Below are 23924 nucleotides of genomic sequence, written 5' to 3' on the forward strand. Positions count from 1 at the left end.
TCGTGTGTCAGAAATAGCCGCGCGCGGGGGCCGGCGTTGCCCCGCTCGAGGCGGATGCCCCGTTGGAAACAAGCTGCTTGAACACGGCGATTGTGTTGTCGTTCAGCATGTCCAGCCGTCCCCCGAGCGCATTGATCAGGGCGGATGTCTGGTTATCGATCGCGCTGGTCGTAGCCTGCTGCTGCGAAGCCAGTTGCGAGAACGGGCTGTCGCTGGCTGTCGCGGCGTCGGCGATGGCGGACTTGCCCGCAATGGCGCCGTCCGTGATGGCCTTGACCTGGTTCTGCAGGTCGAAGAACGCGCTGGTCGAGCCGTACAGTTGGCGCTGAATGTCGAGCAAGTCGGACGCGGCCTGAGAAAAGGCGTCGAATGCGGTCGCGTCACCGGCCTTCACTCGTTCGGCAAGCGGGTTGTAGACCGCCAGCGCGGCGCTGTTGCGGTCGCGTAGGGACAGGGCGTCATTGCCGACCGTGAGGGCCTTCTGCAGGTCCTTGAGGCTTCCGAGCACCTTTTCATTCGCCGACTCTACCGCTTCAGCCCGCTTGATGCCGTACAGCGCTTCGAGGTCGGCATATTCCGCCGCGCTGGCGCCTGCTTCGGCGAACACGTCCTTGAGGCGGACGAATGATCGATTGAGCGTGTCGAGCGCAGCGCCGACCGGATCGCGGTAACCCTTGAGGTCGGAGAACACGCTTTCGAAATCGAGTGCGCGCTGCAGCTGCTTGTCGAGATCCTTGCCAGCCTTGAGCAAGCGCTGCGCACCTTCGCGGATGCCAGCGATGGCACCGTCCTGGATAGCATTGAGCAACGCAGCGCGTGCGGCTTCCTCAGGATCTTTCCCGTCATAAATCAGGTCACCGCCCGCGTTCTGCTGCTTCCATTTCTTGTCCGCGACCTGCGACGAACCGGAGCCTGAGACGGAAATCCAGCCGCTCGAGCGCGTGCCGATTGAAACATCATATTTCCCGACTACGCCCCCCAGCCGGTCGGCAATGCTGTTCAGCTTCGCGCTAATGCTGTCGCCCGTGTTCGCCGCGCCTTTGGCAAGTTCGCCGTTGCTCCCGCCGCTGGACACGCCGCGGTTAGAAATCACGGCGAAACCTGAAGTCGTCTTTTTGAACGCGCTGCCCAGCACGCCACCGATCAGACCGCCCGCGATGCTGCCAAGAGGTCCTGCGAAGTCGCCAAGGCCTTTAGCAACGGATTCGAGCCCCTTCGAAAGGAACTTCTCTCCGAGCTTTTCGCCCAGCGCGCCGCCAAGCAAGCTACCCGCTCCCGAGCCGCTCGAGCCCAAGATGAGCTGGCTGGTCGCACCACCGAGGCCCGCGCCTTCGAGCATCTTGGCGAAACTGCCACGCGAGCCAAACACGGAGTCGAGCACTGAGGTTATTTCCTCGCCCAGCAATTTGATTTGCCGGTTGCCGTCAGCATCGGTGGTCGACCAGCCGGCACTGCCGACCGCTTTGACAACGGCACCGGCCGGGCCACGAATGCCGGAATAATCCCCGCTAGACAGGCCCGCGACGATCGATGTCACGCCAGCGAGTGCCGAGCCCGCGCCGCCGACTTGCTGAAGAAGATCGATCGAGTCGGCGATGCGGGCATTCCACTCGCCCTGTGCATCTGCCGTGCGGATCACGCCATCGGTGACGGCGCCCTGCTTGTCGGCGAGCCCTTCGAACATGGCATCCCAGCCGCGATCAAGCGACTTGGTCATCAGTTCCGCGTTCCAATCTGCGCTTTTGCGGATGGTCGCCATTTCCGCATCAAGCAGCTTTTGCAGATCCTTGAGTTCGTCCTTGCCGTCGTCTGCCTTGGCGGCCTTCACCCGCGCCACCTTCGCCGGTTTCGGTGTGGCATAGGTGTCCTTGAGCCGCTTGCCGGCCAGGTCGCCCATCATCCGGTCGAGAGTCAGACTGCCAGCGCGCGCATTGTCGAGCGCCTGCCGCCCCTCCGCGATCTGAGCGTTGATCTCTTTGAGCTCTTGCTGTTGCGCGTACACAAACTGAAGCCGCCCGTTGGGAGCACGAACACCACGCTTGGCAATGTCTGCCTCGAGTTCGCCGCGGCGCTTAACCAGCGCGGCAATGTCCTTGCCAGCATTCGGAATGGCGGCTTTCTCAGCCTGTTGCTGCCGCTGTTTCTTGATCAAGGCGTCGAGCGCGCCGGTTGCCGCGTTGGCGCCATTGTACATTTCCCAGAGTTTGCCGATGAAAGGCGTGGCCACGATTGCAGCCGTGCTGAGTGCGATTCCCCATGGGCCGCCAAGGAAGGCCGCCAGCCGGGAGGTTCCGCCCGTCATGAGTTGCACCGCCTGGACGGTCTGGCCAAGCTGCGAGGCGAATATCTGCGAGGCGTTCGAGCCCAAGCTGAACATCGTTGCGGCATCGCCGATCTGGTAGCCCAACTGGAGCATCCCCTGCCGTGCCGCGCCCGATCTGACGCTCACGTTATCGTTGGCGTTGGCAAGCCCTTTCGACGACACGCCAGCGCGGTCCATTGCCATCTGCAAGCGCTCTGCGGCTTCAGCCTGCACCCGGGCTGCGATCGCTGCTTGCGTCTCGGTTTCGGCAAGATCCTTGGCCGCTGCGATGCTCAGACGCGTGGCCTGGCTGAAATCACGTTCTGCGAGTGCTGCCGCCTTCGTCGCATCTGCCAGTTGCCGCGCAATCGCGGCGCGCTGTTCGGATACCGCAGCGGCCTGTCGCGCACCGGCAACGTCTAGATCGATGCCACCGGTTGCCGTCACCTTGCCCGACAAGGCGGCCTCGAGATTGCGCCGCGCCGACTGCGAGTAGTCCGAAACTCTCGCACTCACCTGTGCGAGTGCCGATTCCATGTCAGACACGAACGCGGCCTTTGTCGAACCCTTGACCATGAGCGCCGCGTCTATGTCCCGTGCCGCCCCCTTGCTGAAGCCGGTGACGCGGTCGGCCGCCTGTGTCGTCATGCTTTCGACTTCGGCAAGGAACGCGGCCTTGGCAGGATCGCTGTTGCCTTTCTCCAAGCGGATGAATGCGGGAAATATTGGAGCGGTCATGATGAAACCTTTTCGAGGGCTTGCGCGGCGAGGCGAGGCAAGTCGGCCTGCACCGCTCGCATGATGGATTGGACGTCGACGCGCGCCGCCCGGCTGGTCCGCGGAATGCCGACGAATGCGATCACGAGTTGCTTGGCGATCTGGCCTTTCCGTGCCGTGCCGTTGCGCTTGAGCGAGCGGGCCGAACGGGACTGCCCAGTGATGGCAACGCCCACGTTTTCGACAGCCAGCAAGGGACGGCCATTCACCGACTTCAGGAAAATCAGTTTGCCGATGCGCTGCTCGAGGCCGGTTTTGACGTAGAGCTCCGGGGTTATCGCGAACCGGCCCGCCTTGCTCGGGATCTGGTCGGTAGCAATCCAAAGCCAGCGGCCCTGGGTTGGTCGGATGTCGGCGCCCCCGGTATAGGCTTCGATCGCGCCACGCGTGCGAGCACTGCGGGAGCGGACGAACACAACGCCCGATGCGCTCCAAGCGTCCGCACCGCGCCGATGGATACCGCGGCCGCTGCTCAGGTCCGATGCCGAGCCTAGCCCGTTGCCGAGACGGCCAAGGCCAGCGCCCTGCATGGCGGCCCGGATTGATCGCAGTGCAAGCTTTGCGGCCTGGTCGGTAGCCTCCAGCGCGGCGAGTTCAAGCCTGCGATCAATGGCGAGACCGAATGCGCGGTACGGGCCGGCATAGTTGGCGCGGCCAATCTTTGCTGCCAGTCTTGGCATGTCATTCCCTCCAATCGAGAGAGAAGGGGGACCTATAGGTATCCCCCTTTCTCTCTATAGGGTTATTAGGGGGAGTGTTTCCCGCACGGCTTCCCGCGCTTCCCGCATGGATTTCTGCGGGTTTCAGGTAGTGTTTCCCGCAGGGGGCCTGCGTTTCCCGCATCAGTGTTGCCCGCAATACTTTCAATGACTTAGCCATTTTCTGCGGGCTCCCCGATTTGCGTTTCCCGCAAGCCGAGAACAGGTTTCCTGTCCTTGCCCCTCCAGAGTTCGGCGCGTTCGATCTTGCCCAGACGAAAGAGCCGATCCATTGCGGCGATGAGCCGTTCCTTAGAAACCTTCTTGGCCTCAGGCATGGCTGCGAATTGTTTGGGCGCGTAGTTCGCCCCGGCCTTTTCGGACACTGCGCGCTGCTGCCTGTTGCGCTCCCGAAGACAGGCCAGAAAGAGGGCATTGTCATAGGCAGCCCGGACGGTTTCACCGTGCTCGCTGCGTTTGTCGTCGGGGAGATCATCCTCTCGCACGAATGCCCAGTCAGCCCATGCGAAGGTGATTGCCTCGCCCTTCCTGGAGTAGTTTGCCTTGGTCACTGTGAGGGTGCGCAAGTCCGTCTCAGGATCATGCGCAAGGGTGACTTGCGAGCGCACCGCGTTCGCCCATGCAGTCGAGCCGCTGAAGCTGGCACCGTTGCCGCCCTTGCTTGTGTGCCCGAATAGAATGATCGCGGCGGCGTGTTGTGAGGCCAGCCGGTTGAGCAAGTTCGAGAAGCGAGTAACCTCGCCCCGGTCGTTCTCGTTGCCCGTGAACAGGTGACTGAGGTTGTCGAGGAACACCAGTTTCGCGCGCGTGCGCTGCATCATGCGATCAAGGCGCCGATATGTCGCGGCTGGTCGGATTGTACCGTCGTGCTGAAAGGTTCCGAGCTCAGTCGAGAGCTCGCCCCTGAGGGTCACAAGGTGCAGGCGGCCTGCCAGCTGTGCCATGTCCTGCCCGAGCGCCTTGCAGATGTGCGCTTGTCGCCAGTGGAGGGCCTCCCCATCATCCTCGCACGATAGATAGATCGCAGGGCCTGAGGTCACGTCCAGACCGATGCACCGCACGCCCGCCGCTGCGGCCGACGCGAATTGCTGCCCTAGCAGAGACTTGCCTGCACTGCCCGGTCCTGAGAGCAGCGTCACCTCGCCAACGGGGGCGATCTGTTCGATCGCGAACGCGGTAGGTTTGGCTTCCCGGTTGGCCAGTGCGGCGAGGTCAAGCGACTTGAACGCCTGCCCAGCCACTGAGGGCGATGGAAAGGCGATCTCGGCAAGCGGCGTAGCTTGGTCGGCGAGCGCATCCTGTGCTGCCTGAAATTCGGTGGTCAGTCGGCGGCGCTCTGCAAGATCAAGGATCTGTGCGGCGAGTTCGTCGGGATTGAGCAGGCCCTGTCCGTCTGCAGTGAGACGTGCGAGGTATGCCACACCGCCAAGTTCCTTCATGCCTTCGTCGGCTTCGAAGTACGGCTTCAGCGTCACCGGGGTGACCTTGCTGCCCCGGCCGATCAGAGCGGAAGTGCGTTCGAAAATCTTTCCATGGATTGTGGCGTGGAAATGTTCTGGCTTCAGGTCGCCGGCCGAGCGCATAGTCGCATTGTCGATTAGCATCGCGCCAAGAAACGCGGCCTCGGCTTCAACATTTGAGGGCGGCGCGCTTTCGGCGCGGCTGGTCGTGAGGGGGTGAATGGTCGCCACGATCAGGACTCACCCCCATCACGCATGTCGATCAGTGCGAGGCGTCGGGTTTCAGACTGGTCCAGAGCATAGGCGAAGGCGTGCGCCTCTTCGCCGAACCATCTACGGCGTGGCGAGCCCGACCGGCCTTTAGTGGTGACACTCCAGACAGTGACCCCTGCGTCCTGATAAGCCTCAAGGATGACTGCCAGCCAATCGGCCGAGCGCAGGGGCGGAAGCGTGAAATGCTTCACCGGCCGGCGCTCTTGGTCTTGTCCTGGAAGACAACACACATGGTGCGGCCCATCCTCGCGCCAATTGCGCGGGCGTGATCGAGATGGTCGAAGTGCGAAGTTGCGAGCCGGAGCGGCTTTCCGTACTGGTCGAGGCCCAGCACGTCGAGGCGGTATCCGTGGGCAAGGCGCTCTAGGACGACACGGCCATTTCGAACCGGGACCTTTACGCCCGGCTGATTACGCCGCGCCAAGATCTCCAGCGCCTCCCGGCGAAAGGATGCCACTAAGGGGCTCCGCTCAGTCATTGGCGGCCTCCTTCAATTCCCTGAGCCTAAGACTGACGACAACAGCAAGGCAGTCAGAAGCCAAACCCAATGCGTCGGCGGCCTGCTCGATCACGCGGGCTTGCTGCGCGGTCATGTCGGTCGACATTCGCGGCAGGTTCTTGAGGTGTGGTGCAGCAAGCGCCATCGCTTTGCTGCAATGGATGATCGCCTCTTCGACCGGGGTTAGGGGCGGGATTTCAACCATGGGCACCGCCCAAGGCGAGAGATGCCACGATCGACGCGCACCCGAGCGTCATGCCGAACCTGAGCGCCAAGATTTGCGCACGCCATGTCGGAGGCGTAGAAGGTGCGACGGCCCCCGAGCCAGCCCCGGCTGCCTTCCGGGGCTTTCCATTGCTGGCCATGATCAGGCCGCCTCGCCCTGCAAAAGCTTCATGAGGCTGGCGGCGGGGATGATCGTACGCCCGCCCACGCGGCGCGTTTCCAGCTTTCCGGCTGCAATGTAATTGTAGATTGTGGACTTCTTCAGGCTGGAAGCGTGGACCGCTTCCTTCACACTATAGGCCAGCTTTGGCACTTCGATGGTCATGGCACGTTCCTATCGGTTGCGTTTGAACCGATATGGAAAATGCTGATTTAGCTGCGGGCTGTCAGTCCGAGCCGCTTAGTGCGGCTTAGGAGTCGGATCCGTATGCCGCAAAGATCTCAAGAAGGTCCACCACGTGCTTGGCATCTCGTTCGGCTGCTTCAGCAAGTGTCATGTTTGGCGGAACGGTTTCACCTCCAGCATCGAAGTTAATGTAGCGTTCTATCAGTTCCTCTTGTGCGTACAGGCCATAAATCGTCCCATCTAACTTAACTGATTTTGCCCAAGAATTCACACGGTTTGCATAGGTCACTGCATCTCTTGCTGATTCCCTACTGCAGTTATGCTTATTTGCAGCTTGCGTGAGTGCATTTTCGTAGGTGCCCGCTATCTTTTGGGTCGCTCGGACAGAGGCGGCGATTTGCAGCCATGATTTCCGCTTCTCAAAAGCCTTGGCTTTTTCTCGAGTGGAGTTTGATCCAACGAATGCCAACGGAGAGCCGAGAGTCACAGGCTTGCTGGAAAGCGCGTCTGCCAAAGCGCGGCGAACCGCCCAATGAATAGGTACTTCAGAGCGCAAGAGGGCGATAAGTGCGTTCTCTCTGTCGACCCGAGCATTCATGAGCGCTCGGAACGCCTCCCGGTTAAGGTCGTCATCCTCCGCTATCCATTCGCGATCTGTCATGCTTCCCCCGGAATTGTGGCGCGGCTGGTCGCCCGGCCGCGCCGCTGTGGTCACTTACGATCAAGCCTGAGCCGTTTCCGAGCCCGTTCGAGGTGTGGCTTCATCATGGCGTGCTCGGCAAAGAGTTGGGGCGGCATCCCCGGTTGCGTTTGGTCCAGTCCGTAGTCTGGAAAGGCGGCTTCGCAATCTTCATTGCTTCCCATGTATAGCTGCCCGTGTGCGAATACCGGCCCGCATCCATCGTCCCCGGCCTCGCATCGGTCCGTCTCCGGGTCGAATCCCTGAGGGTTGTCCTCCACGCCTGAGTCGGGATCATCGTCTTCGGCATCCTCGTGGACCATGCTGTTTGCCATCTCAGCCCCGCCCCTGGCCAACTTATGCCGCCCCCTCGTGTGCCATTCCGGCCAAGCAACATCGCGCCCGTCACCATCCATCATGGCCAAAGCCGGATTATGCGTAACAAAGGCATCCTCTAGTTCTTCTTCTTCGCCATCGGGATCGCCCTCAATCGCCTCGAGGTTGTCGAGCAAGCCGATCGCGCTTTCGACCCACCCCGCAAGCAAAGCGCGATTGTTTGGGTGAAAGAGGCCCATGCGTTTCTCGACGCTGGCAAGCGATTCCCAGCACGCCCTTAGGTCCCATCCGGCCTGATCATAGTCGTTCAAATCCTCCCACCGTTCCCGCCAGTGCCAGTCCTGAGCCTGTGGGAAGCGCTGCGCCCTTTCTGTGTCGAGCATTGCCTTTCGGGCTTTGGCCTTGTCCAGCGCTTGTTGGGCATCCTGAAGCGCCTGCGTAGCTGTGGCGGCATCGGGGAAGTCCGAAACCTGCATGAACACGGTGACGGGCACTACCGGGCCGCGCATATGCGAGTGGTGCATGGTCATGCTGCCTTCTCCATTGCCGAGAGGGAGCGAAGGGCCGAGAACGCCAGCCGCATCGGATATTCGAAATCCTCGTCGCGTTCTGCCAAGCCTTCCATGTCGCCCGTGATGAGCGCCACCTCGCCCTTCTCAAAGTCGATCATGCCGAGCATTGCGGCGTGCAGTTGAATGCGGGCGCCCTCGATCGTCGTTGCCGTAGCTGCACGGATTATCTCGTCTGCGGCGTCGATCTCATCCCAACATGCCTGCGCTGCTGGTGAGCGCTCATCATCCATCCCGCCGCGTTCGAGAGGTGTAAGGGTATTGTAGATTCGCAGCGCCGTAAGTCGGCGGCCCCACGCTTCCTTAATGCTGCTGTCTGGCGCGTGGCTCATCAGTGCGGCGATGTCTCGCTTGATCTGTGTGAGGTGGTCCAAACCGTATGGATCTAGGGAGCCGTTGGACCCCTCGAGAATGTAATCCAGTTTCCAGCGCAAGGCCGGAAGGTCGGGGGCGCCCATACGAATAAGGTCCCAACGTGCATCGCTATATGCGTTGCAGGCGTCATCCTGTGCCGCAACATCGCCCAAGGGGGCAACGCGCTGATACTCAGCTTCGGCCTGAAGGAAGTGCTGCATTGCGATCTGCCAATTGCAGGCGGTGCGGTCGCGTTCTACTGGCTGTACATTCATTTTCGACACTCCGTTTGTCGAGGGTGATAGGGAGCCGTGGAAAGGTCCAGTTCCCACGGCTCCCGCTTCATCGGGATTGCCCCGGTGAATTCATGCGGCCGCTGCCTTGATTGGCGTCACGTTCGCGGCTGGTTTGCCGGTCACATATTCTGCCCATGCGGTCATGAGTGTGCGGCGAAGGTCCATGAGGTCCGAGCGCAAATATGCTCGTTCTGTTTCGGTCCCGACGCTGTGCGCAAGCGCCATTTCCGCGACCATAGGCGGAATCGTCGGCATGATTTCGGCGGCCCAGTCCCGGAAGCTGGAGCGGAAACCGTGGACGGTGAATTGCGCCTGCCCAGCCGTTCGCAGGGCCTTGGTAAGGGTCATGTCGGAAAGTGATGTTTTGCCGCCCTTGCCGGGGAAGATGAGCCCTTTGCCGTTGCCAAGCGCCTTGGCCCGCTCAAGCACTGCCACGGCCTCAGGCGTGAGCGGGATTGCGTGACCTACCTTCATTTTCATGATTTCGGCGGGGCGCGTCCATGTGGCGGCGTCGAGGTCAACCTGCTCCCAACGCGCATTGCGCACTTCGCCCGATCGCGCCGCGGTCAGAATTGTAAAGATCAGGGCGAGGCGTCCCGGCGTGCCATCTTGGCCGATCAGCGCTTGCACAAATGCGGGAGCGTCCTTGAACGGCATGGCGGCGAAGTGGCCTGTGCGCCCATGCTTGGCGAGGCCCTTGCGGACTTCCTTGGCGTCGGGGAGGTCCGACTTTCTCCAGCCCTTCGACTTCGCGAAGCCGAGCACCTGATTTATCCGCACTCGCACCTTGCGCGCCATCACGGGTTTGTCTGTCCAAATCGAGGCGAGGGCATCGCGCACCATCGCGTGATCGATCACGTCGACGCGTTCACGGCCAATATGTGGCACTACATGGGTTTCCAACGAGGCCTTGAATGCGGCGGCATGCTTGACCGCCCAGCCTTTTTTAAATTCGGCATGTGCAAGGTCGACCGCTTCGGCAAAGGTCGGGATCTGACGGCGCTCCCGGTCGCGCTCTGCGATAGGATCAAGGCCGGCATGGGCGATCTTACGCAAGGCTGATGCCTTTTCGCGTGCCTGCTTCAGGGTCAGCGAGCGCAACAGCATGAGCGGGATTGCGCTGGTTGCCTCGTCCTCGCCCTTCTTGCTCTTGGGCGAGAGGTCGACCGCGCCAAGGCCGATGTCACGGCGCTTGCCGTTGGACACCACGCGTAGGACCCATGAGCGCGCCCCGGTCGGCTTCACAAGCAAATAGAGCCCGTCGCCGTCTGCATGGCGCCCTGGCTTTGCGCCCCTGACACTTTCAACAGTGAGCTTGCCCATGTCTCGGTTCCCTCATTCGTTCCCTCACATAACATTGGTTCTGGCTGGATTGCAATGGAGAACATTGGAAAGGGATGCGGCCTACGCCCCGTGATATATAGGCTTTCTTGGATGATGCCGGAGAGCATTGGAAAGGAGTTATAGTCCTCGCGGGGCATCCATCTTCCATCCAGAATCCGGCTGTCGGCAATCGCCTGCTTATGGTGGACTTGCGCCCTCATCGAGCCCAAGCCAACGCGCCGCGCCAGGGATGCGTCGCAGGAGAAGCCATTCGATTGCCAGCACGAGCGGGATCGAAATCGCGAGCATCGGCAGCAAGGCAGCAAGTCCCACGATTATCGCAAGAAGCTTGAGCGAACTGCCCGATTGCGTGGCTGGGAGTGGGGCGCCGAGCCGATTTCGAGCTTTCTGCCGACGCCACATCAAAAATCCGCTGACCGAGAGTGTGATCAGCATCAGCGCGGTTGCCAGGCCGATGATCTGGTTCACGACACCGAACAGTGCGCCCTCATGCCAAGCTATACCATAGCCCACGATGCGGTCGATCGGGTGGCTGTCGGCAAAGGTCTCACGCGCGATCAAGGCACCCGTTGCGGCATCGAAGCGCAGCGTTTGTGCAAGCGGGCGGTTTTGGGTGTCGGATCGCACGGTCCAGTCCGGTCTAGGCGGGGCTCCGAATGCCTGAGGCGCGCCGGGTGGAACGATCATGACCGGGAAAGGCAAGTGCTGCGACTGCGCCTTGGCGACGAACGTCGAGAGTGTAGGCCCTTCCGTAGTGCGCGTTACACGGCTGTTCTCCGGGCCTGCCATTACGTTGTGATCGTGCATGGCGTGGGGATCGACTTCGGCTGCCTCTCCGCCCGTTGACCAAGCCTGACGGCCCTTGACCAACCCCAGTTCACTGCGGACCGCCTTGAAGCCGCTGCCCCAGACCGAGGCCCAAGGCAGGCCCGTGGCCAACAGCACTAGTGCCAGTCCTGCGACCCAGAATCCGGTCACGGCGTGGACGTCGCGCAGCAAGGTACGCCGCCCCCGACCGAAGCGAGGCCAGACTACGCCGCCCAGGCCTGCACGCCTTGGCCACCAGAGATACAGGCCCGACAGGATCATCACGATGGCCCAGCTTGCGGCAAGCTCGACGAGCCAGCTTCCGCGGCGACCGAGCAGCAACTGGCCATGCACGTCGTGCGCAATCTGCGCGATTCGCGTCGCCGGATCAATCGACCCGAGCACCTTGCCCTGAGGTGAAACGAAGACATCGAGCACTTGGCGATCATTCGGTCTACTCAGCAGGATCATCGCCGCATCGCCCGTCCGGGCCGGAAGCCGATAGGCCTGCATCTGCTTGCCGGGAAACGCCGAAAGCGCAGCGGCGACCTGCGCTTCGGGTGCGACACTGCCCCGCGTGGGCAATCCGGCAAACGCGCGCTCCTCCCAGGCATCGATCTGAGGCTTGAACAGGTAGATCGCGCCCGTGATCGAAAGCACCGCGATCATCGGCATGACAAACAGCCCGGCATAGAAATGCCAGCGCCAAATCTTGCGATAAATCGCGGCGGCTTTCGACTCACGGTTCATGTTATTGCCCCCCTTCAGAACCTTGAGCGAATACCTGCATAGACCGCTCGGCGTTCGACCGGATAATAGATCGCCGAAGCTGCGGTAGCGGCGATGACCGCCGAGACGTCTCCGAGCGCCTTCTTGCCGGTCAGGTTGCGCACGTCGGCAAAGACGTCGAGGCCCGGTCGGACGGTCGCGCCTGCGGTCAGGCCGATAAGCGCATAGCCTGCGGTTCGGACGGTGTTGCGATAATCGGCGAAGGCCCCTTGCGGCAGCCATTCCAGCGTTGGCGCGATATGCATGGCGTCGCTGCCGATGCGGACTTCGCTGCGCAGGGCGTGGCGCGGGATAACGGGCAGGCGGTTGTTGCCGAACTGCACATCACCCCGGAAGCGGAAGTCCGAATACTGCCAGGTCTGGCGCAGGCGCAGCCAATCGCTTGGGGTCCAGGTCAGCCCCGCCTCGATGCCCTGATGCCGCGTGCGACCGGCGTTGAAGGTGGCCGCCGGGATGCCGACGTTGGCGTCAGGCGTATATTGCAGCATCTCGCCGGTCAGGTCGGCGCGATAGGCCGAAATGTCCCATTGCACCGGCCCCAGACGACCGCGAGAGCCGATTTCCGCGGTCCAGGCGCGTTGTTCGGCGACCGGTACGAAGGCTGCCTGCTGGGCGAGCTCGACGAATGTCGGGAATTCGGCCGACCGGCTGTAGTTGGCGTAGACCTCGACGCCATCGGCCGCACGCCAGAGCACGCCGAACTTGGGCGAGACGGCGTCGAACGATGCGCGTCCGATCACGCGCGAGGGCACGGTGCGGACCTGCTCGCGAAAGCCATCGGCATAGATTGCGCCGACTATCAGGCTTAGTTCAGGGACCGGCGTCACGCGCAGTTCGCCATAGACGGTCGAAGTCCGCGCACGTTGCTGCGCGCGGAAGGTTTCGGCTCCGCGTTTCCCGGCGATGTTGACGAACTGGCGTGCACGGGTCGTGCCCCAGCGCGATTCTCCACCCAGCGTCAGCGAGACGATCCCGGCATTGAACTCGGACCGCGCAAACACGCCGCGATCTTCGGACTTCTGGTCAATGACCATGAAGATCGGGTGATAGAGCTGCTTGTGGTTATAGAAGCCCCCCAACGAAAGCGAGACGTCGCCGAGATCGACGGTGGTGCGGTTCTGCAATCGCAGCGAATCGATGTCGCGGGCCTGATCGCCCGCGAAGTTGCCCTTTTCCGGGGTCGACAGGGCATCCGCTATGGTCAGCGCACCGGGCAGCTGCTGGCGGATGGTGTTGGAACTGACGTAGAAGCGGGTGCTGACCGCGTCACTGATCCCGATCCCAACATTGCCATTGAACCGCAGCGAGTGCCGGTCGGCGTGCTGGCGGTCACCATCATGGCGGTCGGCGCTGATCGCGCCCCATGCGTTGACCTGCTCATTGCCAAATCCGCCGGATACCAGGCCTCGCACCAGATTGAAGCTACCTGCGTCGAGCCTTGCGTAGAGGCCGGGCGCGGTATCGCCGCGCGGGGTGACGCCGTTGATCGCTCCGCCGAGTGTCCCCGAACCGAAGCGCAGCGCATTGGCACCGCGATAGACCTCGAGATGATCGAAGAAAATCGGCTCGAGTTCCTGAAAGTCGCCGTTGTCGTCGGCAAGGTTGATCGGCACGCCATCCTGCAGCAGCGTAAGCCCACGCATGTGAAATCCGCGCGATAGCCCTGAGCCGCGGATCGAGATGCGCACTTCCTGCCCGAAGCGCGGCTGGGTGTAGATCCCGGGCGAGAACGCGAGCGCATCGCGCAGCGAGACCGCGGTCTTGTCGGCATAATCTTCATAAGTGACGACGTCGGTGCCGCCCGGCGTGTCTGCGGCTTGCTGGCGGGCAGCATCGGCAGCGGCCTTGCCGGTTACGATGATCGTCGGATCGGCGTCGGAATCGGCGTGGGCGACGGATGGCAAGGCGAGCGCGGCGGCGAGCGCCGCCGTCGTGGTAACGGAAAACTTCATGGAATAACTTTCTGGCGCGCCAGTCAGCGCATGCGCAGGCGGTCATTGCCGCGTGATGCGATCTGGCGATTGATCCGGGAGGTGAGGTCTTTGACCGGTGTCAGATCAACGCTGGCGGGCCGCACTGTGGCGGCAGGACATGGCGCATCGGCACCAGTCGCAGGCGCGGCGTGGCGAGCACGCCGAGCAGCAGGATGAGCGCCAATGCGATCGCAAGCTGGATCGAGTCGGTACCGCCGGTCGATGCCAGGCTCAGGACCGAGAACGGACAGGCCTCGTGCGATTTGGCGTCCGCGCCGTGCTTGCGCTCGGCCTTGGGGATGGCGACCTCTATCGCTCCGCGCGCACCAGTAGAGTCTGCACAAACCAGCACGGTCAGGGATGTCGCGCGGGCCTCGACCATAAAGCCTGCAGGGACGAGCGCTTTCATGCACAAGGCAAAGGCCAGCAACGTCATTGCTAGCCCCCGCCTTTGCAGGAAAATTGACCGAAGCGCCCTCATCGCGGCGGCCATATAAGCGAGCGGCAAGATTGTCATCGCCGTTCACGAAAACTTCAATTTCACCCGGCCTGTGATCAAACGGGCTGGGGCGATGTGCGCCGGGCTCAAAAAAGCCGCCGTATCTTGCAACCGAAACGGGCTTGTTACGTTTGGTGCTAGCGCCGCCGTTTTTGCTTCCAGCGTCCGCCATCCAAAAGATCAGCTTCTTTCGAAAGCGAGACCGACTTGAACGAACACGTCCGCCCGCCAGAGGTATTTCCGGGCACTGGTGAGATGGCCACGCTCATGCGGCAGACGGATTGGGCAAACACCGCGTTGGGGCCGGTCGAAAGCTGGTCGCAAGCGCTGAAAACGTCGGTACGCATTCTGCTGACCAGCAAGTTCGATATGTGGCTCGGTTGGGGTAAGGACGTCGCGTTTCTCTATAACGACGCTTACCGCCCCACGCTGGGGAGCAAACACCCCCGCTCGCTGGCCATGCCCACGCGGGAATTGTGGGCCGAGATCTGGTCCGACATCGAGCCGCTTATCCGTCAGGTCTACGACAAGGGCGAGGCGACATGGAGCGAGGCTCTGCCGCTACTGCTTGAGCGCAACGGTTTTCCTGAAGAAACCTACCACACGTTCTCGTATAGCCCGGTATTCGATGACGACGGGTCGGTCGGCGGGCTGCTCTGCGCGGTGGTCGAGGAGACCAAGCGCGTCATCGACCGTCGGCGTCTCGAATCCCTCGGCGACCTTTCGCGCCAGTTGACCAGCGCCGAGTCGCCACTCGATGTGTTTGGCGCGGCGCAAGCAGTGATGCAGGGTAATCCTCAGGATATCCCGTTCAGCCTCACCTACCTGTTCGATGATATCCGCGCGACCCTGATCGACTTCACCGGGTTCGAGACCGTACACGAAGGCATCCCGCGCGACGTCGTGCTGGGGCAGGGGGGCGATTGGTCGCTCGATGAAGATGGCGCGATGCTCGACCTGCGTGGGCTGGAAGGATTGCCGACCGGATCGTGGTCGCGGCCGCCTGAGCGGGCGGTCGTGGTCAAGTTGCAGCGTCAGGGCGCCGAGACTGCGCACGGGGCGATCGTCGTCGGGCTCAATCCGCATCTGCTGGCCGACGACGATTACCTTGGATATCTCAAGCTGCTGGGCGGGCAGATCGCATCGGGGCTGGCCAGCGCAGAAGCCTACGATGCCACGCGGCGGCGCGCCGCGGCGCTTGCCGAAGCGGTGGCGCTGCGCGAGGAGGCCGAACAGGCGCTGCGCCGCGCGAACGAGATGCTTTCGACCGAAGTCGAGGCGCGCACCCGGGAGCGCGATAACTTGCGCGAACTGTTTCGCCGCGCGCCTGGGTTCATGTGTATTCTGAGCGGACCGGACCACGTCTTCGAATCGATGAACGAAGCCTATCATCAGTTGATCGGCCATCGTGACGCGATCGGCCGGACAGTGCGTGAAGCCTTGCCCGAGATCGGCAGCCAGGGCTTCTTCGAATTGCTCGATGAGGTCTACAGGACAGGTCAGCCGTTCGTCGGCCGGAAGGTCGAGGCGGATATTCAGCGAGCGCCCGGAGGTCCGTTGGAGCGGCGGTTCCTCAATCTCGTGTACCAGCCGATCTTCGATGAGAACCGTACGATAACCGGGATATTCGTCGAGGGGCACGATATCACCGATCAGGTGCGCGGCGAAGAAGCCCTGCGTCGCCTCAACGCCGATCTCGAGCGCCAAGTCATCGAGCGGACGCAGGCGCGCGGTCGCACCTGGCAGGTCAGTCCTGACCTGCTGGGCGCGCTCAATTCCGAAGGCTACTTCGTCACGTCGAACCCCGCCTGGCTGACCGTGCTCGGCTGGACCGAGGAAGAGGTTGCGGGGCAGTCGATTTTCGAACTGCTTCACCCCGAAGACGTCGAGGCGACTGAGGGTGGCTTCCTGCTGACACAACAGGGGCAGGCCGCAATCCGCTTTCCCAACCGCTACCGCTGCAAGGATGGCAGCTACCGGTGGATCAGCTGGACTGGTGTGCCCGAAGACGGGATGGTCTACTGCAGCGGGCGCGACATTACCGACGACGTGGCTGCACAGGAGGAGCGCGACCGGCTGTGGACGCTGAGCGAAGACCTGCTTGCAAGGGCCGACTACGCTGGCAATCTCGTTGCGGTGAACCCGGCGTGGACCAAGGTCCTGGGCTGGCCGGAAGCAAAGCTTCTGGCAGATCCCTACGGCGATATCATCCATCCTGAGAACATCGAGACGATCACGTCGGCTCTTTCGGAAATGAGCAGCACAGGACTTCCGACACGGTTCGAAAGCCGCATCCTTGCGGCGGACGGCGTATGGAGGCCGATCGGCTGGACGGTTTCTCCCGAACCGGGGGGGCAATACTTCATCGCAGTCGGCCGCGATCTGACCGATGACAAGGCGCGCGAGGCCGAACTGATCGAAGCGCAGGAGGCGTTGCGGCAATCGCAGAAGATGGAAGCCGTCGGCCAACTTACAGGCGGTATCGCGCACGATTTCAACAATCTGCTCGCCGGGATCAGCGGGGGGCTGGAGATCATCGAACGCCGCCTGTCGCAGGGGCGGAACGAGGGGCTCGACCGGTTCATCAGAGGTGCGCAATCCTCGGCCCAACGCGCGGCAGCGCTGACCCAGCGGTTGCTGGCATTCTCGCGCCGCCAGACGCTCGACCCCCGACCTACCGACGTCAATCGCCTGGTTCACGGCATGGAAGACCTGATCGGGCGCACCGTCGGTCCGGCGATCGAGGTGGAAGTGGTCGGCGCAGCGGGATTATGGCCCAGCCGGGTCGATGCAGGGCAGCTAGAAAGCGCGCTGTTGAATCTGGCGATCAACGCGCGCGACGCGATGCCGGGCGGCGGACGCATCACCATCGAAACCGCGAACAAGTGGCTCGACGAACGCGGAGCGCGCGAACGGGATCTGACGCCCGGGCAATATATCTCGATCTGCGTAACCGATACCGGGACCGGCATCGCCAAGGACATCGTCGAGCGTATTTTCGATCCGTTCTTCACGACCAAGCCGATCGGGCAGGGAACCGGCCTCGGCCTGTCGATGATCCATGGCTTCGTGCGCCAGTCGGGCGGGCAGATCCGCGTCTACAGCGAAGTCGACAAGGGCACCACGATGTGCCTCTACCTGCCGCGCTACACCGGCGCGGTTGCAGACGATGCGCTAATTTCTGAAGCCGAGATCGCGACCATGGGGGCAGGCGAGGTCGTGCTGGTAATCGACGACGAGCCGACCGTCAGGATGCTGATCGTCGATGTGCTGGAGGAGGCGGGTTACCTTCCGCTGGAGGCGCACGACGGGCAGTCAGGGCTCAAGATCCTGCAGTCCGACGCGAAGATCGACCTGCTGATCACCGATGTCGGGCTGCCCGGTGGCATGAATGGGCGGCAAGTGGCTGACGCTGCGCGGCTGACTCGTCCGGACCTCAAGATACTGTTCGTCACCGGTTATGCCGAGAACGCGGCGGTCGGCAACGGGCATCTCGAGCCGGGAATGGAAGTCATCACCAAGCCGTTCGTTATGACCGAACTTGCGGCCAAGATCACCGAGATTATCGACGGGGTGTGATCAGCCCGCTGTCAGTCCAAGATGCTGCGCAAGGTCCTTCAGATCGCGCAGCGCGCCGTCCCCGATCAACGCAGGCTCGCTGCTTTTGAGCAGGAGCCTACCGTCATGCCGTTCGAGCGCGGTTTTTTCGACTAGCCCCACGCAGGCCGTGGTCAGGCGACGGCACAGCCGGGTCGCCAGGCCCAGCGTCTGAGCGTCGCGCAAGGCTTCGGGTGAGGCGAGCAGTTCAAAGTCGTGGGTGTCGTGACCGGCTTTGGCGACATTGCACTGCAACGCCGCGGCGAGGATCGCGCGGCCCGCGCCATCGATGCCGATCCAGCGCTTGCGCAAGCCCCACGCGCGTGGGACATCGCGCCGCAGGTTCGGCTCGATCCGACCCGCCGCAAGGCACAGCATTATGGCAGCACGGCCAAGCGGGGTGCGGGCGAGTGGTACCACGTCTGCCATCCAGCGCGCCACCGCATCGCCTTCATCGGGCGTAATGGCATATTGCGAGACGTAGTCGGTGACCCCGGCGATCAGCGGGTCCTGCGCCTGTACCACTGCAGGCAGATCGCCGTACAGCAGTCCTTCGCGCAAGCCCCACGACGAGAACACGATCCGGCCGGGCTGCAGCTGGCGCAACAGGATCGCAATCAGTCCGGCGGTATCCGGGATGCTGGCAAGGCGGTTGCCCGAGACCCCATCGATCGGTCGTGCAATCTGTCCACGCCGCGACAGCGCGCGCGCCATTTCCAACGCCTTTGCGGCATCGAGGGTGAACCCGTGGGAATCTTCCAGTGGCCAATCGAGGCGGACCATGACAGCGCGCGCAAAGGCGCGCATCGACCCACCGACGAGGTAGAGCGTAGCACCGGGCTCCGCATCCCAGTCGGCCTTCGTCAGCATCGTCCCGACCTTGCGCACGAAACTGCGATCTCCGCCTGCGCGCAGTGCCGGCAGGCGTAGCGAACCGAGTGGCAGGCTGACGCCGTGGCTGGTCGCGCCGTCGGCGATATCGACAAGTTCGAGGCTGCCACCACCCATATCGGCGACGATGCCGTGCGCGCCTGGAAACGCGCCGATGACGCCGTTGGCGCTGATCTCGGCTTCTTCGACGCCCGACAGCAGGCGCGGTTCGAGCCCAAGCGCGCGGACCCGGTCGAGGAACTGCGGGCCATTCGATGCCTCACGCGCGGCGGCAGTGGCGACGACGTCGACCGAGCCGATGCCGCCAAGGTCGATCAGCGCCTTGTAGCGCGCCAGCGCCGTCAACACGTTGGCCATCGCCTTTTCGGTCAGGCGACCGTCTTCGGCCACACCTTTGCCGAGCTTGGCGGTGATCTTCTCGTTGAGCAGCGACACCGGCGCACGCAGCGGCCCGCCGTAGACGACCAGCCGCACGGTGTTCGAGCCGATGTCGATGACCGCGCGGGCCGTGTCCCACGCGAAAGTCCGGTTCTGCACGCTTATGTGATTCACTCAGCCACGGTGGGCCACGCCGCGCCGGAGCGCAAGCTTGGGCACTTTTCGTCCCCGGGAAAGCGCCGCGCCGCGTCCTGAAAGCGACGGGTTGGTCATGAAATAGCGGTGCAGGTTGAAAGGCTGGGCGCCTTTTTCAAAGCGCACGTACTTGCCGTCGGGGCCGCACGCCCAGCTCTGTTCGGTGTCAAGCAGGTTGGCGAGCATGACCTGACCCAGAACCTGATCGTGCACGGTCGGGTTTTTCACCGGCACCAGCACCTCGACGCGGCGGCCCATGTTGCGGCTCATCGCATCGGCCGACGAGATGAACACGCGCGCCCGCTTGTTGGGCATCCGCGCGCCGTTGCCGAACGCCCAGATGCGGCTGTGCTCGAGAAACCGACCGATGATCGACTTGACCTCGATCGTCTCCGACAGGCCGGGCACACCGGGCCTGAGGCAGCAAATCCCTCGCACTACCAGCCGTACCTCGACGCCTTGCCGGCTGGCGAGGTAGAGGCGGTCGATCAGGTCGGGATCGGTCAGCTGGTTCAATTTCGCCCAGATTGTCGCGGGACGGCCCTTGGCTGCCAGCGCGATCTCCCGGTCGATGCATTCGTACAGCTTTTCGCGCAAGTTGATCGGCGAGATCGCGAGAAGTTCGGTGTGCTTGGGCTCGACATAGCCGGTGACGAAGTTGAACAGTTGCCCGGCATCGCGGCCCATGCGCGTGTCAGCCGTGAAGAAGGACAGATCGGTGTAGATGCGCGCGGTTACCGGGTGATAGTTCCCGGTGCCGAAGTGGCAGTAGGTCCGGTAGCCGTCCCCTTCACGCCGCACGACGAGGCTGACCTTGGCGTGGGTCTTCCAGTCGACGAAACCATAGATCACCTGCACGCCCGCGCGCTCTAGCTGCGCCGCCCACATCAGGTTCTGTTCTTCGTCGAAGCGGGCCTTCAGTTCGACGACGGCGGTGACTGACTTGCCCGCCTCTGCCGCTGCGATCAGCGCGGCGATCACTGCCGATTGCTTGCCCGCGCGGTATAGCGTCTGCTTGATCGCCACGACGTCGGGGTCGGCGGCGGCCTGCCGCAGGAAGTCTATCACCACCTCGAAGCTTTCGTAGGGGTGGTGGATCACCAGATCCTTCTCGCGAATGGCCGAGAAGCAGTCGCCATCGTGTTCCAAAACGCGTTCGGGATAGCGCGGGTTGTAGGGATCGAACTTGAGGTCCTGGCGATCCTCGTCGACCACGGTCGCAAGTCCGTTGATCGCCAGCAGGCCCTTGCTCTTGATCACCAGCGCATAATCGAGCCGTAACTGCTCGCGCAGCAGACGCTCGGCATCGGGATCGAAGTCCTCCTGCAGCTGGAGCATGATGACCTTGCCCCGGCGTCGCCGCTGGATTGCCGTGCGGTAGTAGCGCACCAGATCCTCGGCATCCTCCTCGATCTCGATGTCGCTGTCGCGCAACACGCGGAACACGCCGTGGCCGAGGATGCGGAAGCCGGGGAACAGCAGCGTCGCATGGCGACGCACCAGTTCCTCGATGCCGATCCACGAAGCCTTTTCGCCCGGTAGCCGCACGAAGCGCGGCAGAGCAGGCGGGATCAGGATCATCTCGCTCACCCCGGCACCGTCGGCGTTGCGCTGGATCTGGAACAGGATCCCGGTGCCCTGATTGGCGATGAACGGGAACGGGTGCGCCGGATCGATCGCCTGCGGGGTCAGCACCGGGACGACATGTTCCTCGAAGTAATCGCGCAGCCATTCCGCTTCGGCGCGGGAGAACGGGTCGTTGTCGATCAGGCGGATGCCTGCCGCACCCAGCTCGCGCCCAAGGTCTGCCAGCACCAGTTGCTGGGCATCGACCAATGCCTTTACGGCATCGAGCAATGCGCCTAGTTGCTGCTGCGGAGTTTGCCCGTCGATCGACAGTTCGTCGATCTGCCGGCGCACCTGCCCGGCGATCCCGGCCACGCGCACCATCATGAATTCATCGAGGTTGCTGCCGCTGATCGACAGGAACCGCAGCCGTTCCAGCAGTGGGTAATCGGGGTTGACCGCTTCGGCCAGTACGCGCCGGTTGAACGCCAGCCAGCTCAGCTCGCGATTGAAGAATCGCTCATGCACGGGTGGCAGTTCGCCTGAGACCGCGTGCTGTTTTTCTACCGACATGTTTTCGTCCATTGCGCACACCGCGTTACACTTACGTGACAGCTGTGTCGCGGATGATTGCCGTCAATCGATTGTCAAATATGCGTCCCTGATCTGTCGCCGAACTGGCACGATGCTGCAACAGCGAAGGGCTAGCGGATCATCTGCCAGATCAATTGGCGTATGAGGGATCAAACCATGCGTATCGTCGCCGTGCTGCTTGCCAGCACCTCGCTTTTCGTCAGCCCCGCCTTTGCCGCAGATGAACCCGCCCCCGCAGCAGATACCGCGCTTGCGGCCGATGGCGGTGAAGCAGAGATCGTCGTGCTCGGGCAGGGCCAGACCCGTCAGGTGCAGGAGCTTTCGACCGCAGAACTGACCATCCTCGCCTCGGGCACCAGCCCGCTGAAGGCGATCGAGAAGCTGCCGAGCGTCAACTTCCAGTCCGCCGATGCTTTTGGCAACTACGAATGGTCAACGCGCATCACCATCCGCGGCTTCAACCAGAACCAGCTCGGCTTCAATCTCGACGGCATCCCGCTGGGTGACATGTCCTATGGCAACAGCAATGGCCTGCATATCAGCCGCGCCATCTCACCTGAGAACATCGGCGTAACCCGCGTCAGCCAGGGTTCGGGCTCGATCACCGCGCAATCGACCAACAACCTGGGCGGCACGCTCGAATTCTTCTCGGTCGATCCCAAGGATGTGCTCGGAGCAGATTTCAGCGCCTCCTACGGTTCGGCCAATACGTGGCGCGGGTTTGCGCGTGTCGGCCTTGGCACAGCAGATGGCGCGCGCGCGTTCGCCTCGGTCCAGTATCAGGACGGCGACAAGTGGAAGGGCGACGGTAAGCAGCGCACCCTCATGGTCAACGCCAAGGGCATTGTGCCGCTGGGCAATGACGTCGAACTGGACGGCACGATCAGCTATTCCGACCGGGCCGAGCAGGATTATCAGGATCTCAGCCTCGCCCAGTTGAACCGCCTCGGTTATGACTGGGACAACTTCGGCCCTTCGAACTATGCGCTGGCCATCAAGGTTGCCGACATTGCAGCCAACCGTGGCGACAGTGGTACGACGCCGCTCAACCCCGCCGCCGGCACCACCTATCCCGCGCCGATTACGACTGCGGACGATGCCTATTACGACGCTTCGGGCCTGCGCAAGGACACGCTTGCCTCGCTCGGCCTGACGGTGCCGTTTGCCGACACTGCCGTGTTCAAGGTCAAGGGCTACTACCACGAGAACGACGGTCAGGGCACGTGGGGCAGCCCTTACGTTAACAGCCCGAGCGGCGTGCCGATGGCGCTGCGCACGACCGAGTACGACATCAAGCGCAAGGGTGTGTTTGCTTCGATCTCGAACACGTACGGCGCCAACAACCTCACCGTCGGCGGCTGGTACGAAAAGAACGACTTCATCCAGTCGCGCAAGTTCTACGGCTACGAAAGCCGCACCAACCCCGGCCGCGATCACCTGAAGTTCCAGAGCAATCCGATCTTCACGCAGTGGTCGATCGCGTTCGAAACCGACACCATCCAGTATTACGTCAACGACGACATTAACCTGGGTGACCTCAAGGTGAACCTTGGTTGGAAGGGGTTCTCGGTCGACACCAACGCCTTTGCGTTGGTCAACACCAGCGGGCTCGCCACGGGTGACATCAAGGTTGAGGACTGGTTCCAGCCGCATGTTGGCCTGAACTACAAGCTGGGCGGCGGCGTCGAAGCCTTCGCCGGGTTCACGCAGGTTACCCGTGCGTTCCAAGCGTCGGCAACCAGCGGGCCGTTCTCCACCAGCCAGGCCGGGTTCAACAAGATCAAGGGCACGCTCAAGCCGGAAAGCTCGGACACGTATGAAGCGGGCTTGCGTTACAGCACCGGTATAATCAACGCGTCGCTTGCGGGTTACTACGTCAAGTTCCGCGACCGTCTGTTGGTTCTTCCTACCTCGGTCGGTATCGTCGGATCGGCCAACGTGCTGCAGAACGTCGGCTCGGTTCGGGCGCTGGGTCTCGAAGCCGCGCTCGACGTCAAACTGCCCGGCGGCTTTGGTGCGTTCGCATCATACAGCTACAACGACACGACCTATCGCGATGACGTGACCATCACCACGGGCGCGGTCCCCACCGTGTTGCCCACAGCAGGCAAGTCCGTGGTCGATACGCCCAAGCATCTGCTTCATGGCGAACTTTCGTATGACAGCGATACGGCGTTCGGTCGCATCGGCGTAAACTACATGTCTAAGCGGTACTTCACTTATCTCAATGACATGTCGGTGCCCGGACGCGCGCTCGTCGATGCTACGGTGGGTTACCGCCTCGATATCGGCCAGCGCCAGCCGGTTGAACTGCAGCTCAACGCGGTGAACCTGTTCGACAAGCGCTACGTCGCCACGATCGGGTCGAACGGCTTCGGCTTCAGCGGCGACAACCAGACGCTGCTGGCGGCCGCACCGCGCCAGGTGTTCGTCACGCTCAAGGCGGGCTTCTGACG

General features: G+C 62.6%; 18 protein-coding genes. 2 read left to right on the plus strand and 16 right to left on the minus strand.

Translation table 11 applies throughout. The features are described from left to right. Positions 1-7: 7 nt before the first annotated feature. The 14 genes from GGQ88_RS17290 to GGQ88_RS17355 form a co-directional block, all read right to left on the minus strand. On the minus strand, positions 8-3040 hold the full coding sequence (locus GGQ88_RS17290; RefSeq protein WP_183614717.1) for a hypothetical protein: 3033 nt from the start codon (positions 3038-3040) through the stop codon (positions 8-10). Next, positions 3037-3759, minus strand: a complete 723-nt coding sequence (locus GGQ88_RS17295) for a hypothetical protein (protein WP_183614719.1) — start codon at positions 3757-3759, stop codon at positions 3037-3039. Before GGQ88_RS17295 ends, GGQ88_RS17290 begins: the two co-directional genes overlap by 4 nt. 191 nt (positions 3760-3950) lie before the next feature. Beyond that, the gene (locus GGQ88_RS17300; protein WP_183614721.1) at positions 3951-5489 is read right to left on the minus strand and encodes an AAA family ATPase; all 1539 of its coding nucleotides are present in this window, start codon (positions 5487-5489) and stop codon (positions 3951-3953) included. Positions 5490-5491: 2 nt separating this feature from the next. Then, complete coding sequence (locus GGQ88_RS17305; protein ID WP_183614722.1) at positions 5492-5722, minus strand: hypothetical protein; 231 nt, start codon at positions 5720-5722, stop codon at positions 5492-5494. After that, positions 5719-6009: a hypothetical protein gene (locus GGQ88_RS17310; RefSeq protein WP_183614724.1), complete on the minus strand. Its 291-nt coding sequence runs from the start codon at positions 6007-6009 to the stop codon at positions 5719-5721. The genes GGQ88_RS17305 and GGQ88_RS17310 overlap by 4 nt, the downstream gene beginning before the upstream one ends. Beyond that, entirely contained in the window at positions 6002-6235 is a 234-nt protein-coding gene (locus GGQ88_RS17315; protein ID WP_183614725.1) for a hypothetical protein, read from the minus strand. Before GGQ88_RS17315 ends, GGQ88_RS17310 begins: the two co-directional genes overlap by 8 nt. 162 nt (positions 6236-6397) lie before the next feature. Next, positions 6398-6580: a helix-turn-helix domain-containing protein gene (locus GGQ88_RS17320; RefSeq protein ID WP_183614727.1), complete on the minus strand. Its 183-nt coding sequence runs from the start codon at positions 6578-6580 to the stop codon at positions 6398-6400. A gap of 85 nt (positions 6581-6665) precedes the next feature. Then, a complete protein-coding gene (locus GGQ88_RS17325; RefSeq protein ID WP_183614728.1) occupies positions 6666-7262 on the minus strand; it encodes a hypothetical protein in 597 nt (198 codons plus the stop codon). A 50-nt stretch (positions 7263-7312) separates the two neighbouring features. After that, positions 7313-8146 (minus strand): hypothetical protein, encoded by an 834-nt coding sequence (locus GGQ88_RS17330; RefSeq protein ID WP_183614729.1) that lies wholly within the window; start codon positions 8144-8146, stop codon positions 7313-7315. Next, positions 8143-8814 carry a hypothetical protein gene (locus GGQ88_RS17335; protein ID WP_183614730.1) on the minus strand — a complete coding sequence of 224 codons (672 nt, stop codon included), beginning with the start codon at positions 8812-8814 and terminating at the stop codon, positions 8143-8145. The genes GGQ88_RS17330 and GGQ88_RS17335 overlap by 4 nt, the downstream gene beginning before the upstream one ends. Positions 8815-8904: 90 nt before the next feature. Continuing rightward, a complete protein-coding gene (locus tag GGQ88_RS17340) occupies positions 8905-10158 on the minus strand; it encodes a tyrosine-type recombinase/integrase (protein ID WP_183614731.1) in 1254 nt (417 codons plus the stop codon). Between the two features lie 198 nt (positions 10159-10356). After that, positions 10357-11736, minus strand: a complete 1380-nt coding sequence (locus tag GGQ88_RS17345; protein ID WP_183614732.1) for a PepSY-associated TM helix domain-containing protein — start codon at positions 11734-11736, stop codon at positions 10357-10359. A gap of 14 nt (positions 11737-11750) precedes the next feature. Continuing rightward, on the minus strand, positions 11751-13727 hold the full coding sequence (locus tag GGQ88_RS17350; protein ID WP_183614733.1) for a TonB-dependent receptor family protein: 1977 nt from the start codon (positions 13725-13727) through the stop codon (positions 11751-11753). Positions 13728-13827: 100 nt separating this feature from the next. Further along, on the minus strand, positions 13828-14157 hold the full coding sequence (locus tag GGQ88_RS17355; protein WP_183614734.1) for a hypothetical protein: 330 nt from the start codon (positions 14155-14157) through the stop codon (positions 13828-13830). Between the two features lie 297 nt (positions 14158-14454). On the opposite strand from GGQ88_RS17355, the gene GGQ88_RS17360 reads away from it, so the two are divergent. After that, positions 14455-17826: a PAS domain-containing hybrid sensor histidine kinase/response regulator gene (locus GGQ88_RS17360; RefSeq protein WP_221214748.1), complete on the plus strand. Its 3372-nt coding sequence runs from the start codon at positions 14455-14457 to the stop codon at positions 17824-17826. Here the strand turns inward: GGQ88_RS17360 and GGQ88_RS17365 are convergent, their stop codons facing one another. Then, the gene (locus GGQ88_RS17365; RefSeq protein ID WP_343057265.1) at positions 17827-19287 is read right to left on the minus strand and encodes a Ppx/GppA phosphatase family protein; all 1461 of its coding nucleotides are present in this window, start codon (positions 19285-19287) and stop codon (positions 17827-17829) included. Then, positions 19288-21447, minus strand: a complete 2160-nt coding sequence (locus tag GGQ88_RS17370; RefSeq protein ID WP_246386230.1) for an RNA degradosome polyphosphate kinase — start codon at positions 21445-21447, stop codon at positions 19288-19290. Positions 21448-21624: 177 nt separating this feature from the next. Between GGQ88_RS17370 and GGQ88_RS17375 the strand changes: the two genes are divergently transcribed. Then, on the plus strand, positions 21625-23922 hold the full coding sequence (locus tag GGQ88_RS17375) for a TonB-dependent receptor (RefSeq protein ID WP_183614736.1): 2298 nt from the start codon (positions 21625-21627) through the stop codon (positions 23920-23922). The last annotated feature ends 2 nt before the right edge of the window (positions 23923-23924 follow it).

This window comes from Novosphingobium hassiacum (assembly GCF_014196055.1).
GTDB classification, from domain to species: Bacteria; Pseudomonadota; Alphaproteobacteria; order Sphingomonadales; family Sphingomonadaceae; genus Novosphingobium; species Novosphingobium hassiacum.